Consider the following 19,013-nt stretch of genomic DNA (forward strand, 5'->3'; position numbering starts at 1 on the left):
ACCTCATCAAAGGCGTTGAAGACATGCGCTAGAGGCGCTCGGGTTCGGCATTGGCCGAGGCAAAGCCCGAGATCGCGCACAGGACGATCTGAATGAGCATAAGAAGGGCGCCCGCAGGAATGGCGAGATAGACCCAGAACATCGAGATGCCCGAGGCGGCCGCGGTCTGGCGCGTGTTGGCCATGGTCGCGGGCCAGCCGTAATAGACCAGAAGCACACAGAACAATCCGCCCACCAGATAGGTGGTGGTCAGAACCAGATGGCGCCGATGCGGTGCCAAAAGCTCACCAAGGCTTTCGACGGCCATGTGCTCGGCATAATAGATGGACGCGGTACCCCCCAGCATCATCACCCAGATCATGGAATAGCGCATGATCTCCTCACCCCAGGGGATCGATGATCCCAGGATATAGCGACCGAACACCTGCGAGAAATTGAGGCCGCACACGAAGATGAAGATCGCTGCCGCGCTCCACTGGCAGACGAGGGCCAAGCCTTTCGAGAGGGTCTTTAACCGCATCGGATTCTCCGCTGAACGATGGCGGGCCGCCTCGCCAGGACGAGACGGCCCTGCGTGCTACTGGCCGTAGACCGAGGCCTCTGCGGTTTCAACGGCCGCTTCGATGCGGTTGAGAACATCTTCGCCGACCTGACCGAGAATGAACTCACGCACGGGCTGATAGACGGCGTCGCGGAACATGGACTTTTCCTCGGGCGAGGAAATGTGAACCTCGACGCCCATCTCGCGGATTGCGTCGATGGCGGCCCAGTCGCCGGTGGTTTTTTCCACGTTCTCGACAGCGGCCATCACGCGCGCGCCATCGGCGACGATCTGCTGATGCTCGGGTGTGAGCGAGGTGAACCATTCGTCATTGGCCACAACGATGTGCAGCCCGAACACATGCTCGTTGAGGGTCATGTATTGGGCGACCTCGGCAGCTCCGCCCGACAGGTGGACCGATGGCGGGCTTTCAAGGCCATCGACAACGCCCTGCTGGAAGGCCATCGTGGCTTCCGATCCGGCTATCGGGGTGGGGTCGGCGCCCAGCGCAGAGACCATTTCCATATAGACCGGGCTCTCCATGGTGCGGATCTTCATCCCCTCCATGTCCTGGGGCGTCTGAATGAGTCGCTCATTGTTGAGGAACGAGCGGAAGCCGTTCTGGGAAAATGCCAAGGCGCGGATGCCGGTCTGTTCGCGGATATCTTCGAGCATCCACTGGCCGAATTCACCGCTCATCACTTCCCAGGCGACCGGAGCCGAAGGGAAAAGGTAGGGCATGGACCAGGCCTGGATGGGGGCGTAAAAGCCGGCAAAGGCGCCATCGGAGGGCAGGGTCATGTGCAAGGTGCCCTGCTGCACCATCTCGGTGGTGTCTCGGACCGAGCCGAGCTGGTTGCCCGGGAAGATGCGGACGGTGAGATCGCCGCCGCTCTTGTTCTCGACATATTCCTTGAATGCGGTGACCGCGTTGAATTCGGGATTGTCGCCTTCATACATCTCCAGCGCAAAGCGAATCTCTTCACTCAAGGCAACCGGGGCGACAGCAAACGATGCCGCAGCCAAAAGGCCAGCGGATAGCGCACGGATTACAGACATATTCTCCTCCTATATTCTGCAGATTGTGGAAACAAACATCGAAATTATACAAAGTCAATGTCCGATTGTGTGGTAACGGCTTTGCGGGTAGACTCGGGCGAGCTTGGAAAAGGAGTGCGCTGGTGACTGAGGTTCTGGCATCGAGCGAACGCAGAGTGGTTCGGCCCCGGCCCCGCATGGGGTTGGCCGAATTGATGCGCGAAGACATCGTTTCGGGCGCGCTGCCGGCCGGAAGCCGGTTGAAAACCATCGAGCTGTCAAAGCGATACGGGGTCAGTACCAATCCGGTTCGCGAGGCCCTGCACCAATTGAGCGGAGAGGGATTCGTGGTCTTGTCGCGCAATCGTAGCGCGCAGGTGCGCAGCCTCGATGAGAGCTTCGTGCGCAATATCTTCGACATCCGTACCCTTATCGAGCCGTATCTGATCCGGGTATTTGTCGAGCAGGCCCATGAGGACGACCTCGAACGCGCCCGCGCCGTACAGCTTCGCCTCGAGCAGTCGCAGGGCGATCAGGTCGAATGGGACAGCCTCGACGAGGAATTTCACGGCATCATGTACAAGCGCCACTTCAATGGAGAGGCACGCGCCATTCGTCAGCGTCATGGTGAAGTGGTCAGAGCCCTGGCGCGCCGCTATCCGATCAGCTCGGCCCGCCGCGCGGCCGTTCTCAAGGATCACTGGGATATTATCGAGGCCGTCGCCGCCCATGATGCCGACAGTGCGGCCAGGATCGTCGAACGCCACGCCCGGGGTGCCGAGCGTCATTTGCTGCTTCGCATGCAGGAAGGGCGTTGATCGCCAAGACTGCGGCCGGTAATCATCATCGCCAGTGACGACCATTCGCACCGACGGCAAGCCTGGGCCCCGGCAGGGTAGGCGGCTGCCGCTCAGACTGAAATGGTCAGACCACCATCGACATAGAGGGTGTGACCATTGACAAAGCTGGCCGCGTCGGATGCGAGGAAGATGGCGGCGCCTTTGAGTTCGTCGAGATCGCCCCAGCGACCGGCCGGAGTGCGGGCCTCGAGCCAGGCTGTGAATTTTTCGTCTTCGATCAATGCCTTGTTGAGTGGCGTCTTGAAATAGCCCGGCGCTATGGCATTGACCTGCAGACCCTTTGCGGCCCAATCGGTGGCCATGCCCCGGGTCAGATTGCGGACGGCGCCTTTGGCGGCCGTATAGGGCGCGACCGAGGTACGGGCCAGTTCCGACATGGCCGAGGCGATGTTGATGATCTTGCCGTGCCCGCGCCCGAGCATGAACCGCGCGACAGCCTGGGCGACGTAAAAGACCGAGTTGAGGTTGGTTTTCATCAGCTCGTCCCATTTGTCGTGGGGGAAATCTTCGAGCGGGGCGCGGTGCTGCATGCCGGCATTGTTGATGAGGATATCGATGGGGCCGATCTCGGCTTCGATCTTGCTGACGGCGGCGTGGACGGCGGCGGGATCGGTGACATCGAAGGGCGCGATGTGGGCGTCGTGGCCCTGTGCCTTGAGGGTTTTGGCTGCGGTCTGGAGCTTTTCAGGGTTGCGGCCATTGAGGACAACGCGGGCGCCGTGCGAAGCGAGGCCTTGGGCAAGGGCGTGGCCGATGCCCTGGGAGGAGCCGGTGACAAGGGCGGTTTTTCCAGTGAGGTCGAAGAGGTCTTTCATGGGTGGCTCCTTGCAGGCAGATAAAGTCGAGGGCCCTGCGACGACTAGTGATTGTCTCTGGGCAGGCCTTTGGCATGGGCGATGCGCTGGTAGTTGACGGCGGGTTTGAGGACGGCACCGTCACCGAGTTGATCGACCAACCCGCGCTGGATTTCCTGCCAGGGGGTCTGGTGATCGGGGAAGGGGTATCCGCCCTTTGCGTCGAGCTCGGCGCGGCGGCGGGCCAGTTCCTCATCGCTGACCAGCATGTCGGCGATGCCCAATTTGAGATCGATGCGCACGCGGTCTCCGGTCCGGACCAGGGCCAGACCGCCGCCAGCGGCGGCTTCGGGGGAAGCGTTGAGGATCGAGGGGGAGCCCGAAGTGCCCGACTGGCGGCCATCGCCGATGCAGGGCAGGGCATGGATGCCGCGTTTGATGAGATAGGAGGGCGGGCGCATATTGACCACTTCGGCGGCGCCCGGATAGCCGATGGGGCCGGCGCCGCGCATGAACAGCAGGGTAAACTCGTCGATTTCGAGGGCCGGGTCGTCGATGCGGTGGTGATAATCCTCGGGGCCATCAAAGACGACGGCCTTGCCCTCGAAGGCTTCGGGATCATCGGGATTGGAGAGATAGCGCTGGCGGAATTCGGGCGAGATGACCGAGGTCTTCATTATGGCGTTATCGAACAGATTGCCCGAAAGGATGATAAATCCGGCATCCTCGGTCAGAGGTGTGTCGAAGGGGCGAATGACGTCAGGATCGAGGATGGGGGTGGCGCGGCAGTTCTCGCCGATGGTCTGGCCGTTGGCGGTGGGGGCGTTCTCGTAGATCAGACCCTTTTTCATCAGCTCGTTGACGACAGCGGGGACACCGCCGGCGCGGTGGAAATCCTCGCCCAGATATTCGCCGGCCGGCTGGAGATTGACCAGCAGGGGGATGTGGTGGCCGTGGGTCTGCCAATCCCTGATGGAGAGGTCCACGCCGATATGGCGGGCGATGGCATTGATGTGGACCGGCGCATTGGTCGAGCCGCCGATGGCCGAATTGACGGCGATGGCGTTTAGAAAGTTCTCGCGGGTGAGAATGTCGGAGGGTTTGAGATCCTCGTGGACCATATCGACGATGCGCTTGCCGGTGCGCCAGGCGATCGCCGCGCGATCCTTGTGGGGGGCGGGGATGGCGGCCGAGCCGGGCAGTTGCATGCCAAGTGCTTCGGCGAGCGAATTCATGGTGGTGGCGGTGCCCATGGTGTTGCAATAGCCCACCGAGGGGGCCGAGGAGGCGACAAGCTCGATAAATTCCTCATAGCCGATTTCGCCGGCGGCCATCATCTGGCGGGCCTTCCAGATGATGGTGCCCGAGCCGGTGCGTTCACCCTTGAACCAGCCGTTGAGCATGGGGCCGACCGAGAGCGCGATGGCGGGGATATCGACGGTGGCGGCACCCATGAGCATGGCGGGGGTGGTCTTGTCGCAGCCGATGGTGAGGACCACGCCATCGAGTGGGTAGCCATAGAGCACTTCGACGAGGCCGAGGTATGAGAGGTTGCGGTCAAGGCCCGCGGTGGGACGCTTGCCGGTTTCCTGAATGGGGTGGACCGGGAATTCGAATGCGATGCCGCCGGCCTCGCGGATGCCTTCGCGCACGCGCTGGGCGAGGACCATGTGGTGGCGGTTGCAGGGAGAGAGGTCCGATCCGGTCTGGGCGATGCCGATGATGGGTTTGCCGGATTGAAGTTCTTCGCGGGTGATCCCGTAATTCATGTAGCGTTCGAGATAGAGCGCGGTCATGTCGGGGTTTTCGGGGTTGTCGAACCAGGCGCGGGAGCGAAGTTTTTTCATAGGGTTTCTCCTGTTCCGCTGACGGCTGGCGCGGGGGAGGTGCGCCGCGTCCGTTGTTCGCGGAGGTAGATGATGAAGCTCGAGGTGATGATGATGGCGGCGCCGACCAGCGTGAGGGGGCGCGGCAGGTCGCCGAAGAAGAGATAGCCCAGAATGATCGCCCAGGGCAGGAGCGTATATTGTAGCGGGGCAACGGCGGCGGCATCGGCGAGTTTGACGGCGCGGTTGACGCAGATATGGGCGAGCATGGCGACCACGCCGAGCGTGCCGAGCAGCAGGAAATCGGGCACGGTGGGGGTAACCCAGCCGAATGGGGTGAGGATCAGACCGGCGATGAGGGCGCCGGTGATCTGGAAGAAAACAAGCGTCTTGTCGGGCGTGCCGCGCAGGGTGCGACCGGTGATGACCATCAAGGCAAAGGCCAGAGTGCCGACGACCGAAACGAGGATGGCGAGGGGATTGACTTCCCCCGAGGGGGTAAGGGCCACGAGCACGCCGACAAAGCCAAGGCCGATGGCGGCCCAGCGGATGGGGCCGACCTTTTCCTTCAAAAGGAACGGCGACATGGCGGCCACATAGATGGGGGCGGCGAGCCAATAGGTCATCACATCGGCCAGCGGCAGGAAATAGACGGCCCAGTAAAAGCAGAACACTTCGGCGGTGGAAAACACCACGCGGGCGAACTGAAGCTTCGGCCGCTCGGCGGAGAGAATGGGTTTAAGGCCCGATTTCCAGAGGAATGGCAACAGGATGACCAGAGCGACGGCGGAGCGCAGCAAGAGCACCTGGCCGACCGAATAGGTGGCGACCAGCCATTTGCCCATGGCATCGTTGAGTGAAAACAGGAACATGGCCAGCAGCATGATGAGCACGCCCATGCGGGCGGGGGACATCGGGACCGGTGTTGCCTTGACGCTGCTCATCTAGAGTTCTCCCTCGGCATTGGAGCGCCGATGGATGGCATCGGGGCGGGTAAAGAGTTCGGGGAGGAGTTCGATGCCCAACCCCGGGGTATCGGGCAGGGTGATCTGGCCGTCGCCAACGATCGGGAGGGCATCGACGACTTCGGTGTACCAGCCGGTATAAAGGGCGCGCACCGATTCCTGGATCAAGGCGTTGCGGGCGTGGAGCGAAAACTGGCAGGAGGCCATAAAGACCACTGGCCCGGTGCAATCGTGCGGCGCGACGGGGATTTGCTGGGCTTCGGCCATGCCGGCGATCTTTCTTGCTTCGGACAGCCCGCCACACCAGGAGAGATCGAGCATGGCGACCCCCGCGACGCCGGTGGCGAGATAATCGCGGAAGGCGTGGGGATAGGCCAGTGTCTCGGAGGCGCAGATCATGGCATCGGTGTGGGGGGCGTAGGCCTTGAGGGTATCGAGGCTGTCCATGCGCACGGGATCTTCGTGCCAATAGGTATCGTAGGGCTTTAAAGCGCGCGCGATGCGCTGGGCGGCGGGCAGGCGCCAAAGGGAATGGAACTCGACCATGATGTCCATCCTGTCGCCGACGGCCTTCCTGATCTTTTCAAAAGGTTCGAGCGCGATCTTGAGCTCAGCGGCCGAGATGTCGAGACCATGGGTGCGCTCGGCGGCGATATCGAAGGGCCAGATCTTCATGGCTGTGATCCCTTCATCGAGAAGGGAGAGCGCGAGCTCGTCGGCGCGGTTCAAAAAGGCGTCGAGGTCTTCGTAGGGGCCGATGGGCCTGGCATCGAGGCCCCAATTGTCGACCGACTGGGCGCGGTTGTCGCGGATATAGGAATAGCCCGCGCAGGTGTTGTAGGTGCGGATCGTATCGCGGGACTTGCCACCAAGCGCGACCGAAACGGGGACGCCGAGCGCCTTGCCGAAAATGTCCCACAGCGCGATGTCGATGGCCGAATTGCCGCGAGTTTCGACCCCGGCTCCGCGCCAGCCCAGATAACCGATGAGGTCCCGGTTGATCGCTTCGATCTGCAGGGGATCGCGGCCCACAAGCTTTGGGGCGACGGTTTCGTGAATATAGGCTTCGACGGCAGCGGCGCCGAGGAAGGTTTCCCCAAGGCCCGTAATGTTCTCATCGGTTTTGATCAGAACCCAGACGACATTGCCGAACTGTCCAAGGCGCAGGGTTTCGACGGCTGTGATCTTCATGGGCGGATCCGTGTCGGACAGTGGTTCAAGAAAAGGGCGGAGCCGAGGCTCCGCCCTTCTGGTCGGTCATGCGCCCATGAGTGTGGCGCGTGACCTGAATCGTCAGGGAGGAGACGATTATTCGCCGCGGATGGCGGCGAGCTCGGCCTGGGCGCGTTCGACAACGTCGGCACCGATGGAATCGGCGCTGCGCTCGTAAACGCCTGCAACGGCTTCGCGGATTTCGGCCATGGCTTCGTCCGAGATGTCGTTGACTTCGAGACCGGCATCGATAATGCGCTGCAGCGATTCATCGGACAGGGCACGGCTCGATTCACGCTGCACGGTCTGACCTTCAGCGGCGCAATCGAAGAGCATCTGCTGCTCTTGTTCCGACAGCGTGTCAAAGATCGGGCCCGAGAACAGGACCATGAACGGGGTATAGGCGTGACGGGTGTTGGAGACATAATCCTGCACTTCATAAAAGCGCGAGGTGTCGATCGTCACATAGGGGTTTTCCTGGGCGTCGATGGCACCGGTTTCCAGAGCCGTAAACACTTCACCGAAGGCCATGGGCGTTGCGTTGGTGCCAAGGGTCTGGAAGGTGTCGAGGAAGATGTTGTTCTGCATGACGCGGACGCGCATGCCCTCGAAATCGGCAAGCGATTGGACCGGGCGCACCGAGTTGGAAAGGTTGCGGAAGCCGTTTTCCCAGAAGGAGAGATTCACGAGGCCAACTTCGGGCATCATGTCGGAAATGTACTGGCCGAACTCGCCGTCGAGAAGCGCATCGGCTTCTTCATCGCTCGAGATCAGGAAGGGCAGGTCGAAAACACCCAGGGCCGGCTCGATGGCAACGAGCGGGGAGGTCGAGGAAATGACCATTTCGAGCGTGCCCGAGCGCAGGGACTGAGCCGACTGCAGATCGTCGCCCAGGGCCGAAGACCAGAAGGCGTTGACCGTCCAGGCGCCACCCGAGGTTTCATCGACGCATTGGGTGAAGGTATCGACGCCATCGGCGACAGGGTGATCTTCGGCAATGCCGTTGGCGATGCGGATGGTGCGGTCGGTGAACTGGGCATGGGCGGGCAGAGCCACGCTCATGGCCAGAGCTGCGGCCAGCGAGGTTGTGACGATGGTTTTCATTTTGAGAACTCCTCCATTGGTTTTTGGTGAACCCGAAATCAGCGCAGCCAATTGAGCGGCGTGAGCACGATCTCGGGGAACATAACGAGCAGGGCCAGCACGATGATCTGGGACAGGATGAATGGCAGAACGCCATACACCACCTTGCCCATGGGCACGCGCGAGACCCCGCTGACCACGTTGAGCACGACGCCAACCGGCGGGGTGATCAGCGAGATGCAGGTGGACATCACAAAGATGATGCCGAAATAGATGGGATCGATCTCTGCCGCCCGGATCATGGGCATGAGCACGGGACCGAAGATCAGGATGGTCGGGGCCAGGTCGAGGACCATGCCAACGACAAGCAGCAGGAGCACGATGCAGAACATCAAGAGCCTGGGGTTGTCGATGAAGGGTTCGACCAGACCGATGAGCTGGTTTGGAATGTTGGCCGAGGTGATCAGCCAGGACGTAACCAGTGCCGCAGCAACAAGGAACATCACGATGGAGGTGGTCTTTGCCGCGTTGACGAACACACGGTAAAGGCTTGACCAGGTGAGTTCGCGATAGACGACGCCGCCCACGAACAGGGCATAGACGGCAGCAACCACTGCAGCCTCGGTGGGTGTAAAGATGCCGAACCTTATGCCGGCCAGGATAATGACGGGCATGAACAGGGCCCAGACGGCAGCGCCTGCGGCCTTGAAGCGTTCACTGCCCGAGCTTTTGGGCAGGGTCTCGACCTTTTCCTTGCGGGCGACGAAGCCCCACATCAGCGCCAGCGAGACGGCCATCATCAGGCCCGGCACGATGCCGCCCAGGAACAGGCCGGTGATCGAGACGTTGGCGGCAACGCCGAAGATGATGTAGGCGAGTGAGGGGGGAATGACCGGAGCAACGATGCCGCCTGCGGCCATCAGGCCGGCAGCTCGCGGCACGTTATAGCCTGCATCGCGCATCATGGGCACGAGGATGGCGGCAAGCGCGGCGGAATCGGCGGCAGCCGAACCCGACATCGACGCCATGATGACCGCGGCCATCACAGCGACAAAGCCCAGCCCGCCGCGAATGTGACCCACGCAGGTGACGGCGAAATGGACGATGCGGCGCGAAAGCCCGCCCGCATTCATCAACTCGCCGGCCAGAAGAAAAAACGGGATGGCCAGAAGGGTGAAGGTGTTGGCGCCGGTGATCATCTGCTGGGCGATGATCTGGGGGTTGAACATGCCCATGAAGGTCATGAGCACGATGCCGGTGGTCAGAAGCGCAAAGGCGACCGGAAGCCCGATGGCCAAGGTCGAAAACAGCGATCCCAGGAAGACCAGGATGATCATATGGCGCGCTCCACGACTTTATTTTCCTCATACTCGCCGGCGAAGCGCGCGATCTCGGTGTCGGACACGCGGCCCGTCACGATTTCGAAGAGGCGATAAAGGGCAATGAGCCCGATGCCCAGGGAGGTGAAGTAGCCGATGCCATAGACCCAGATCATCGACATGTTGATGACCGCTGCGGTCATCGATGCGTTGATCGGGTGCTGCATCCATGTGCCGTAGAAAAAGACGCCCGCCGCAAAGATGATCAGGGCGTTGCTGATCGCCATGCAAATGAGCCTGCCGGTGCGGTTGAAGCGCCGGACCAGGGTTTCCACCCCGATATGACCGTGATCCTTGAAGGCGAGAACCGCGCCGATGAAGGTGAGCCAGACGAAAAAGTACCGGCTCATCTCTTCGGAAAAGGTCAGCCCGCTGTTAAATCCGTAGCGGAGCACGACATTGGTCGCGACCATGATGACCATGCCGAACAGGAGCGCGGCCAGCACGAACTCGACCAGCCTGACGATGGTTTCGATGGCCCTAGTCATGAGCGGGGTGTCCCGTCCATGCCCAAAATTGCGCATTGCGCATGTTCAGGTCTCCTCCCATAGCGCACTTGGTAAAAGGCGCTGCAATCGCGTCGGCAAGGCGGCAGTTTTTCCTGCCAGTCACGAGCCGTCTGGACAGAGGCTTAAATGATAGCGTATGTCATTGTCAACGGCGCGCCGCAATGCAATGAGTGCGCTGGAGGGAGATAGTGGGAAAAAAAGATAATATATACAAGGCGGTAACGCTAAAGGACGTTGCCGCCGCCGCGAATGTCAGCGTTATCACAGCATCGCGCGCGCTGCGCACGCCCGAGATCGTTTCCGACAAGGTTCGCGAGCGCATTCATGCGGCCGTGGATGCGCTGGGCTATGCGCCCAATCAGGCGGCTAGAGCGCTTGCATCGGCGACCACATCGACAATCGGGGTGCTGATTCCCTCGGTGACCAATCTGGTGTTTTCCGATGTAATGCGCGGGATCTACGATGCCGTTGAAGGCACGCCCTATCAGGTGCAGTTGGGCAATACGCGCTACACCAACCGCAAGGAAGAAGAACTGCTCAAGGTGTTTGCGGCGCAGCGACCGGTCGGACTGATCGTTTCGGGGATCGACCAGTCCCAAGCTGCGCGGGCGCTGCTGGACAGTTTTGGCTGCCCGGTGGTCCAGATCATGGATATCGGGCCCGATCCCATCGACATGATGATCGGGTTCGATCATCGCGAGGGCGGACGGGCGGCGGTGCGGCACCTGATCGAAAACGGCTATCGTCGAATCGGGTTTATCGGGGCGCGCATGGACCCGCGGGCGCAAAGACGGCTCGACGGCTATAGCGAAGTGCTCCATGCCGAGGGCCTTTATGACGAGCGGCTGATCCTGACCTCGCCGCAGGCGTCCTCGGTGACGCGCGGGAGCGAGATGTTTGCCGATTTTCTCGGGATGGCGCCCGATGCGGACGCCGTGTTCTGCAACAATGACGACATGGCGCTGGGCGCGCTGTTCGAGTGCCAGAGGCGCCATATCCGCGTGCCCGGCCAGTTCGGAATCATGGGGTATAACGATCTCGATTATACAGCCGCCAGCAATCCCACCATCTCGTCGATCCGCACGCTGCGCTACGACATGGGGTATCGGGCCATCGAAATGATCATCGCCGCCTCCAAGGGCGAGCGGCCCGAGCCGGCTGTTGTCGATGTGGGATATGAGCTCAAGGCCCGTCAGAGCACGGATCGCAAATAGAACCGAGGTTTGGGGAGGACAGAATCAAATTATGAATATCGTGATTATCGGGGCCGCCGGCATGGTCGGCCGCAAGCTTACCGATGCGCTTGTCGCATCGGGCACATTGGCGGGCAAGCAGATTGATGGGCTCACGCTGGTCGATGTGGTCGAGCCCGCAATGCCGCAGGCGGCGGGGATGACCATCAGGACGCGGGCGGTCGACATTGCCGATGCGGGCGTGGCGGCGACGCTGATTGCCGAGCGGCCCGATGTGATCTTTCACCTGGCGGCCATTGTTTCAGGTGAAGCCGAACTCGATTTCGAAAAGGGCTACGCGATCAATCTTGACGGAACGCGGAATCTGTTCGAGGCGATCCGGCAGGCGGGACAGAGCGCGCCCTATTGCCCGCGCTTTGTCTTTACCTCCTCGATTGCGGTATTCGGCGCGCCGTTTCCCGACAAGATCGGGGACGAATTTTTCCAGACGCCTCGTACCAGCTACGGGACGCAGAAGGCGATCGGGGAACTGCTGCTGGCGGACTATTCGCGGCGCGGCTTTCTCGACGGAGTGGGCATTCGCCTGCCGACCATCTGCATCCGTCCGGGCAAGCCCAACAAGGCAGCCTCGGGGTTCTTTTCCTCGATCCTGCGCGAGCCACTGGTGGGGCTTGAGGCCGTATTGCCGGTCAGCGAGGACGCCAGGCACTGGCACGCCAGCCCGCGGGCGGCGGTTGGGTTTCTGATCCATGCGGCACAGATGGATACGGCCAGCCTCGGGGCGCGGCGGAGTCTGAACATGCCGGGGCTTTCGGCGACAGTGGGCGAACAGATCGAGGCGCTGCGGCGCGTGGCCGGGGACAAGGCGGTGGCCTTGATCCGGCGCGAGCCCGATGCCATGACCACCGAGATGGTCGAAGGCTGGGCCAAGGATTTCGACGCCTCGCGGGCGCTCTCGCTGGGGTTTAGGGCCGAATCCTCGTTCGACGAGATCATTGCGATCCATATCGAGGATGAACTGGGCGGGGAGCTGCCGAAATGAAAATTGCAATCGTGACCGGCGGCGGCACCGGGGTGGGCAAGGCCATTGCCAAGGCGCTTTATGCCGACGGGTTTGCGTTGGCGCTGTTCGGGCGTCGGCTGGACGTGCTCGAGGCGACGGCCGGTGAGATCGACGCTGGCGGCGAACGGGTGCTGGCGGTTTCGGTCGATATCGGGGACCAGGCAGCGGTCGAGGCCGCGTTCAAAACGGTGATCGGGCGCTGGGGCCGTCTTGATCTTCTGGTCAACAATGCCGGGATGAATGCGCCTTCGGTGGCGCTCGAAGATGTTACGGCGGCACAGTGGAACCAGATTGTAGGGGCGAATTTGTCGGGCGCGTTTTTCTGCACGCAGTTCGCGTTCCGCCAGTTCAAGGCGCAGAGCCCACAGGGCGGGCGGATCATCAACAACGGGTCGATTTCGGCAACGACACCGCGACCGCAATCGGCGCCCTATGCGGCGACCAAGCACGCTATTTCGGGGCTGACAAAGGCTTCGGCGCTCGATGGGCGGGCGTTTAACATTGCAGTGGGGCAGATCGATATCGGCAATGCGTCAACGGACATGACAACGCGAATGTCGTCTGGCGTTCTGCAGGCCGACGGGTCGATGGCGATCGAGCCGACCATCGATGCGGGGCATGTCGCCGGCGCAGTGAGCTATATGGCGGCGCTGCCGTTGGAGGCCAACACCTTGACGATGACCGTGATGGCGACACAGATGCCGTTTGTCGGCAGGGGCTAGGATGCACCGATCTTCAGGCCATGAAGGGCTGCGAAGGGCGATTTGCTGCGCTTCCGGTACTCACGTACTCACTGTACGCTCCGTTCCGGTTCTCGCAAACCACCCTTCTCGCTCCGTCCTGACCTGAACCTCGGCACATCCTTGGAGCAAGAAAATTGGAGATGGCAATGAGCGTTTTTGATGAGGGCATTTTTCTGGGTCGAGTGCGGCTGGATGGCGGTGGGCATCCGCGCATTGTGACGGTGCGGGACGGCAAGGTCGTCGACATCACCGCCAAGGCCGCGCCGACCGTGCGCGATATCTGCGAGATGGACGATCCGGCAGGTTATGTGAGGAGCGCGCAGGGCAATGTGGTCGCCGATCTTGACGCAGTGCTGGAAGGCCGGGCGGATGGCGTAACGCTGCTTTCGCCGGTCGATCTGCAGGCGATCAAGGCGTCGGGGGTCACGTTTGTGGTGAGCCTGCTCGAGCGGGTGATCGAGGAACAGGCCAAGGGCGATGCGGGGCGCGCCGACCAGTTGCGCGGGGAAATGCTCGCGCTGATCGGGGAGGATCTGTCGCAACTGGTGCCGGGCTCGGACGCGGCGATGGCGGTCAAGGCCAAGCTGATCGAAAAGGGCGTGTGGAGCCAGTATCTCGAAGTGGGGATCGGGCCGGACGCGGAAATCTTTACCAAATGCCAGCCGATGGCCAGCGTCGGGCATGGGGCCAGTGTGGGGCTGCATCCGATCTCGACCTGGAACAATCCCGAGCCCGAAGTGGCGCTGATCGTTTCGTCGACTGGCGAAATCCTCGGAGCGACGCTGGGCAATGACGTCAATCTGCGCGACGTTGAAGGCCGTTCGGCGCTGCTGCTGGGCAAGGCCAAGGACAATAACGCGTCGGCGGCTTTGGGGCCGTTCATCCGATTGTTCGATGGGGATTTCTCACTGGACGACGTCAAGCAGATGGAGATTGCGCTCGAGGTCGTGGGCGAAGACGGTTTCAGGCTCAGCGGACATTCGTCGATGAGCCAGATTTCGCGGACGCCGGAATCGCTTGTGGCCGCCGCGTTGGGGACCCATCACCAATATCCCGACGGGCTGGCGCTTTATCTGGGGACGATGTTTGCGCCGGTGCAGGACCGTGACGGGGAGGGCAAGGGCTTTACCCACAAGCGGGGCGATGTGGTGACGATTTCGACGCCGGCGCTGGGGGCGCTGGTCAATACCGTTGGTTTGTGCACCGAATGTGCGCCCTGGACCTATGGGCCAAGGGCATTGATGGGCGATCTGGCCAGGGCGGGATTGCTTTAGGGTCCGACCCTAGCGCTGGGGTGGGTCCGGAAACTGGACGTCGGGTTCCGGACTTGGCGGGGTGCCGGGGACGTCGTTTTCGGGCTCTTGTGGCGGCCGCGGTGTGACCGGCCGACCGGGGCGCGGATGGGGTCGAGGCGGCGGGGTGTCGCCGAGCGGCGGACGGGGGTTCTGACTGTCGGGCATGGCGGGCTCCTTATCTCTTTTTAGGCAATGGTCGGGACGGTGAGCGGTTCCCTTTGCGATGCCGAGTGTTGCCAATTGGGGCCGGGCTTGTCATCTTGATCTTAGATCGATCTAATAATCGCAAGGTCGGGGGAGGATGATGGGCGAAAAACCGGTGCGCAAGCCGCGCCCCACCCTTATGGACGTTGCCCGCAAGGCGGGGGTGTCGCGGGCCACGGCATCCCTTGTGGTGCGCAAGAGCCCGCTGGTGGGGGCCGAAACCCGGGCAAGCGTGGAAGCGGCGATGGCCGAGATCGGCTATGTCTATAATCTGGGCGCGGCCGGGATGCGTGCTGCGCGCAGCCGCACGATCGGAGTGATCATCCCCAATCTTTCCAATCCGTTTTTCGGCGTTTTGCTGGCGGGGATCGACCAGGTGGTCGATGGAGCGGGGCTTGCGACTTTCATCGCCCATTCGTCCGAATCGGCGGGCAAGCAGGACGGGTTCGTCACAAGGATGCGCGAGCACGGGGTGGACGGGCTGATCGTGTGCCCGGCGGCAGGCACCGCGCCACGCTTTATCGAAAGGCTGACCGATTGGGGGATGCCGGTCGTCGAGGCGCTGCGAACGGTGGGCGCCGGCGTTGTCGATTATGTGGGCATGGATCAGAGCGGGGGCATGGAAGGAGCCGTGGCGCGGCTTGTGGATCTCGGCCATTCGCGGATCGGGTTCGTGACCGCCAATCTGAACCATTCGGCCCATGACGAAAGGCTTGCCGCTTTTCGGGCAGCAATGGCTCGGCACGGGGTTGCTTCCGCCATCGAGATCGAAATCGATCCCACACATGGCGAGGCCATGGCGCTGGCGCGGCAAATGGCCGGAACACCGGATGCACCAACCGCGTGGGTCTGCCACAACGACGTTATCGGGCTGGGCATGCATCGAGGGTTTTCCGATTGTGGGCTGGTTCCGGGACGCGACATGTCACTGATCGGGTTCGACAATGTTGCCGAAACCGATCTGGTGCGGCCAGGGCTGGCCTCGGTTGCGACCGAGCCGGTCGAGATCGGGGTGCTGGCGGCGCAATTGCTGCTGCGGCGGATCGAGACGCCCGAGGCGGAGGTGGAGATTCGCAGGGTACCGTCCCATTTCGTCGAACGCGGATCGGTTGGCGCTGCCCGAGGATAATGGGGTCTGGCGGGTTCGGATCGTGGGGTTGACTCGGGGCCATTAAGGCTTTTAGATCGATCTAAATTGAAGGAGGCCGGGGCGTCGTCCGTTTCCTATTGGATCGGAAACGCAGCTTCGGAACTTAATCTGTAGCGCTGGCGGCCCGTGAATCGGGCTCTTTGAATGCGGGCATTGCAGCGGGAGGAGTGAGCGCTTGGACTATCAGTTCAACTTCGCGCCAGTGATCAACAATTTCGATCAGTTGATCTATGGCGCGCTCATCACGATACAACTGAGCTTCGGCGCCATCCTGATCGGGACGCTGATTGCGGTTCCGTGCGCCGCCGCCAAAACAGCCGGCATTCGGCCCCTGGCCTGGCTGGTCAATATCTATATCGAGGTGATCCGCAACACCCCGTTCCTCGTGCAAATCTTCTTTATCTATTTCTCGCTGCCCGCGCTGGGGATCCGGTTCGATCCCAATACCGCCGCGCTGGTGGCGTTGTCGGTCAATGTGGGGGCGTATGCCACCGAAATCGTGCGGGCGGGGATCGAATCGATCAATCGCGGGCAGGTGGAAGCTGGCAAGGCTCTGGGGCTCAAGGGATACCAGATCTTTCGCTACATCATCTTCAAACCGGCGATCCGCACCATCTATCCGGCACTGACCAGCCAGTTCATCTATCTGATGCTGACCTCGTCGGTGGTTTCGGCGATTTCGGCGACCGACCTGGCAGCGGCGGGCAACAACATCCAGGCGACGACCTTTGCGGCGTTCGAGGTCTATCTGGTGATTACGGTGATGTATTTCATTTTGTCGCTGGGCTTTTCGGGGCTGTTTTCAGCCATCGGACGGTCGGCGTTCCGCTATCCGTTGGCCCGGTAGGGGACGGTCATGTTCAGAACCTTCGGGCCCAACGAATTCTGGTATATCGTTTTGGCGGCGCAATGGACGCTGTTGCTGTCCGCCGTTGCCTTTGCCGGTGGCGCGTTGGGCGGGATCGCCATCGCGCTGGGGCGGGTGTCGCCTGTCAAGCCGCTGCGCTATGGCGCCCTGGCCTTCATCCGGGTGTTTCAGGGCACGCCGTTGCTGATGCAGCTGTTCCTTGTGTTTTTCGGGCTCAACATTTTCGGGGTGGGGATCAATCCCTGGGTGGCAGCTGCCGTGGCACTGACGCTGCATGCCAGCGCCTATCTGGGCGAAATCTGGCGCGGCTGCATCGAGGCGGTCCCTTCGGGGCAGAGCGAAGCGAGCTGGGCTTTGGGCCTGGGCTATCGCGACCGTATGACCCATATCGTCTTGCCGCAGGCGGCCAAGATTTCCGTGGCGCCGACCGTGGGGTTTCTGGTGCAGCTCATCAAGGGCACCTCGCTCGCGTCGATCATCGGGTTCGTTGAGCTGACGCGGGCGGGCCAGATCATCAATAATGCGACATTCCAGCCGCTGACCGTGTTTTCGCTGGTCGCGGCGCTTTATTTCATCTTGTGCTGGCCGCTCTCGTTGTGGGCCCGGCACCTGGAAGGGCGGTTCGCCGTGGCAACAGCCCGCTAGACTGTCCAACAAGAGTTCAACCCAAGGGAGAGAGCAAATGAGACTGAACAAGACACTGATCGGGCTGGGTGCCGCTGCGGCGCTGACCGTGGGCCTGGCTGGGCCTGTTGCGGCGCAGACGCCGAGCGAAATCCAGGACCGCGGGACGGTCAATATCGGGCTGCTCGTCGATTTTCCGCCGTTCGGTATTCTCGATGAAGCGGGCAATCCCGATGGCTATGACGCCGACGTGGCGCGTCTTCTGGCCGAGGACATGGGGGTCGAGCTCAACCTCGTGCCGGTGACCGGGCCCAATCGCATTCCCTATCTGGTTTCCAACCAGGTCGATATTCTCGTCGCCTCGCTGGGAATCACGCCGGAACGGGCCGAGCAGGTCGATTTTTCCGACCCTTATGCGGGCATCGAGATCTTCGTTTTTGGTGATGCCGATCTCGAGGTCACCGGTCCCGAAGGGCTTTCGGGGCAGAACATCGCGGTGGCCCGGGCGTCGACACAGGACACATCGATTACCGAAATCGCGCCGGACGATGCCAACATCCAGCGGTTCGATGACGACGCAAGTGCGGTGCAGGCGCTGCTTTCGGGCCAGACTCCGCTGATGGGAGCGTCCAACGTTGTGATTTCCCAGATCAATGCCATGGCGCCCGATCAGTTCGACACCAAGTTCTCGCTGCGCCAGCAGAGCCAGGCGATTGCCGTGCGTCCGGGAAGCGATGAATTGCTTGCCTATATCAACGACTTTCTCGGTCGCGTGAAAGAGGACGGCAGCCTCAACGCCCTGCATGAAGAATGGGTTGGCGGTCCGCTGCCCGAATTTGTCATTTCCGGGCAGTAACAGATCGCGCGAAAGGAGACGCCATGACCACCAATGCTGAACACAATGCCGGCAATGCCGCCGTCGAAATGGTCGGCGTCGATAAATGGTATGGCTCCTTTCATGCGCTCAATTCCATCGACTTAACGGTCGCGCGCGGCGAGAAGATCGTCGTGTGCGGCCCGTCGGGGTCGGGGAAATCGACGCTCATTCGCTGCATCAACCAGCTTGAGATCGTGCAGAAAGGCACGATCACAGTCGATGGGATCGAATTGACTGCGGGAGCGAAAAACGTCGAAGCAGTGCGCCGCGACGTTGGAATGGTGTTCCAGCAATTCAATCTGTTTCCGCACATGACAGTGCTGGAAAACTGCATGCTGGCGCCCAGAAAGGTGCGGGGCGTGACCAGAGAAGACGCTGAAGCCACGGCGCGCAAATATCTCGAACGGGTACGTATTCCCGAACAGGCGGACAAATATCCGGCCCAATTGTCGGGCGGCCAGCAGCAGCGCGTGGCGATCGCGCGGGCGCTGTGCATGAAGCCGAAAATCATGCTGTTCGACGAGCCGACCTCGGCGCTCGACCCGGAAATGGTCAACGAGGTGCTCGACACCATGATCGATCTGGCGAGCGAGGGGATGACGATGCTGGTGGTGACCCACGAGATGGGTTTCGCCCGCAAGGTTGCCGATCGGGTGATCTTCATGGACAAGGGTGAGATCGTCGAAGTGGGTGAGCCCGAGAGCTTTTTTTCCAATCCGCAGAATGAGCGGACAAAGACGTTCCTGGGTCAAATCGCTCACTAGCCTTATCCTGATACGGACCGGGCAC

Annotated in this window: 19 protein-coding genes; 10 read left to right on the plus strand and 9 right to left on the minus strand. The window is 61.6% G+C overall.

What is annotated here, in order from left to right; translation table 11 throughout:
* Positions 1-28 precede the first annotated feature (28 nt).
* Positions 29-520 (minus strand): TRAP transporter small permease, encoded by a 492-nt coding sequence (locus tag AACZ55_RS00530; RefSeq protein WP_338609289.1) that lies wholly within the window; start codon positions 518-520, stop codon positions 29-31.
* 57 nt (positions 521-577) lie between these two features.
* Positions 578-1,600, minus strand: coding sequence for a DctP family TRAP transporter solute-binding subunit (locus AACZ55_RS00535; protein ID WP_338609291.1), 1,023 nt, complete (start codon positions 1,598-1,600; stop codon positions 578-580).
* 122 nt (positions 1,601-1,722) lie between these two features.
* Here AACZ55_RS00535 and AACZ55_RS00540 point away from each other — a divergent pair, with 122 nt between their 5' ends.
* Positions 1,723-2,397 carry a GntR family transcriptional regulator gene (locus tag AACZ55_RS00540; RefSeq protein ID WP_338609292.1) on the plus strand — a complete coding sequence of 225 codons (675 nt, stop codon included), beginning with the start codon at positions 1,723-1,725 and terminating at the stop codon, positions 2,395-2,397.
* Between the two features lie 92 nt (positions 2,398-2,489).
* Here the strand turns inward: AACZ55_RS00540 and AACZ55_RS00545 are convergent, their stop codons facing one another.
* From AACZ55_RS00545 to AACZ55_RS00575, 7 genes are all read right to left on the minus strand, one after another.
* Positions 2,490-3,254, minus strand: a complete 765-nt coding sequence (locus tag AACZ55_RS00545) for an SDR family oxidoreductase (RefSeq protein ID WP_338609293.1) — start codon at positions 3,252-3,254, stop codon at positions 2,490-2,492.
* Positions 3,255-3,298: 44 nt separating this feature from the next.
* Positions 3,299-5,080, minus strand: coding sequence for an IlvD/Edd family dehydratase (locus AACZ55_RS00550; protein WP_339641875.1), 1,782 nt, complete (start codon positions 5,078-5,080; stop codon positions 3,299-3,301).
* Entirely contained in the window at positions 5,077-6,003 is a 927-nt protein-coding gene (locus AACZ55_RS00555) for a DMT family transporter (protein ID WP_339641878.1), read from the minus strand. The genes AACZ55_RS00550 and AACZ55_RS00555 overlap by 4 nt, the downstream gene beginning before the upstream one ends.
* The gene (locus AACZ55_RS00560) at positions 6,004-7,215 is read right to left on the minus strand and encodes a mandelate racemase/muconate lactonizing enzyme family protein (protein WP_339641881.1); all 1,212 of its coding nucleotides are present in this window, start codon (positions 7,213-7,215) and stop codon (positions 6,004-6,006) included.
* A 117-nt stretch (positions 7,216-7,332) separates the two neighbouring features.
* Entirely contained in the window at positions 7,333-8,340 is a 1,008-nt protein-coding gene (locus AACZ55_RS00565) for a TRAP transporter substrate-binding protein (protein WP_339641883.1), read from the minus strand.
* A 38-nt stretch (positions 8,341-8,378) separates the two neighbouring features.
* Entirely contained in the window at positions 8,379-9,656 is a 1,278-nt protein-coding gene (locus AACZ55_RS00570) for a TRAP transporter large permease subunit (protein WP_339641886.1), read from the minus strand.
* Positions 9,653-10,186, minus strand: coding sequence for a TRAP transporter small permease (locus tag AACZ55_RS00575; RefSeq protein ID WP_338609304.1), 534 nt, complete (start codon positions 10,184-10,186; stop codon positions 9,653-9,655). The genes AACZ55_RS00570 and AACZ55_RS00575 overlap by 4 nt, the downstream gene beginning before the upstream one ends.
* 209 nt (positions 10,187-10,395) lie before the next feature.
* Here AACZ55_RS00575 and AACZ55_RS00580 point away from each other — a divergent pair, with 209 nt between their 5' ends.
* The 9 genes from AACZ55_RS00580 to AACZ55_RS00620 all read left to right on the plus strand — a co-directional run bounded on the left by AACZ55_RS00580 (position 10,396) and on the right by AACZ55_RS00620 (position 18,988).
* Positions 10,396-11,421 carry a LacI family DNA-binding transcriptional regulator gene (locus tag AACZ55_RS00580; protein ID WP_339641889.1) on the plus strand — a complete coding sequence of 342 codons (1,026 nt, stop codon included), beginning with the start codon at positions 10,396-10,398 and terminating at the stop codon, positions 11,419-11,421.
* A 31-nt stretch (positions 11,422-11,452) separates the two neighbouring features.
* Positions 11,453-12,442 (plus strand): D-erythronate dehydrogenase, encoded by a 990-nt coding sequence (gene denD, locus AACZ55_RS00585; RefSeq protein WP_339641892.1) that lies wholly within the window; start codon positions 11,453-11,455, stop codon positions 12,440-12,442.
* Positions 12,439-13,185, plus strand: a complete 747-nt coding sequence (locus tag AACZ55_RS00590; protein WP_338609309.1) for an SDR family oxidoreductase — start codon at positions 12,439-12,441, stop codon at positions 13,183-13,185. The genes denD and AACZ55_RS00590 overlap by 4 nt, the downstream gene beginning before the upstream one ends.
* A gap of 161 nt (positions 13,186-13,346) precedes the next feature.
* Positions 13,347-14,480 (plus strand): fumarylacetoacetate hydrolase family protein, encoded by a 1,134-nt coding sequence (locus tag AACZ55_RS00595; protein ID WP_339641894.1) that lies wholly within the window; start codon positions 13,347-13,349, stop codon positions 14,478-14,480.
* Between the two features lie 322 nt (positions 14,481-14,802).
* A complete protein-coding gene (locus AACZ55_RS00600; protein ID WP_339641897.1) occupies positions 14,803-15,834 on the plus strand; it encodes a LacI family DNA-binding transcriptional regulator in 1,032 nt (343 codons plus the stop codon).
* Between the two features lie 196 nt (positions 15,835-16,030).
* Positions 16,031-16,702, plus strand: coding sequence for an amino acid ABC transporter permease (locus AACZ55_RS00605; RefSeq protein WP_338609313.1), 672 nt, complete (start codon positions 16,031-16,033; stop codon positions 16,700-16,702).
* Positions 16,703-16,711: 9 nt separating this feature from the next.
* Positions 16,712-17,368 carry an amino acid ABC transporter permease gene (locus AACZ55_RS00610; protein WP_339641901.1) on the plus strand — a complete coding sequence of 219 codons (657 nt, stop codon included), beginning with the start codon at positions 16,712-16,714 and terminating at the stop codon, positions 17,366-17,368.
* Between the two features lie 37 nt (positions 17,369-17,405).
* The gene (locus tag AACZ55_RS00615; RefSeq protein ID WP_339641904.1) at positions 17,406-18,203 is read left to right on the plus strand and encodes a transporter substrate-binding domain-containing protein; all 798 of its coding nucleotides are present in this window, start codon (positions 17,406-17,408) and stop codon (positions 18,201-18,203) included.
* 23 nt (positions 18,204-18,226) lie between these two features.
* Entirely contained in the window at positions 18,227-18,988 is a 762-nt protein-coding gene (locus AACZ55_RS00620; RefSeq protein WP_339641907.1) for an amino acid ABC transporter ATP-binding protein, read from the plus strand.
* Positions 18,989-19,013 lie beyond the last annotated feature (25 nt).

This window comes from uncultured Pelagibacterium sp., assembly GCF_963972885.1.
Taxonomy (GTDB): Bacteria; Pseudomonadota; Alphaproteobacteria; order Rhizobiales; family Devosiaceae; genus Pelagibacterium; species Pelagibacterium nitratireducens.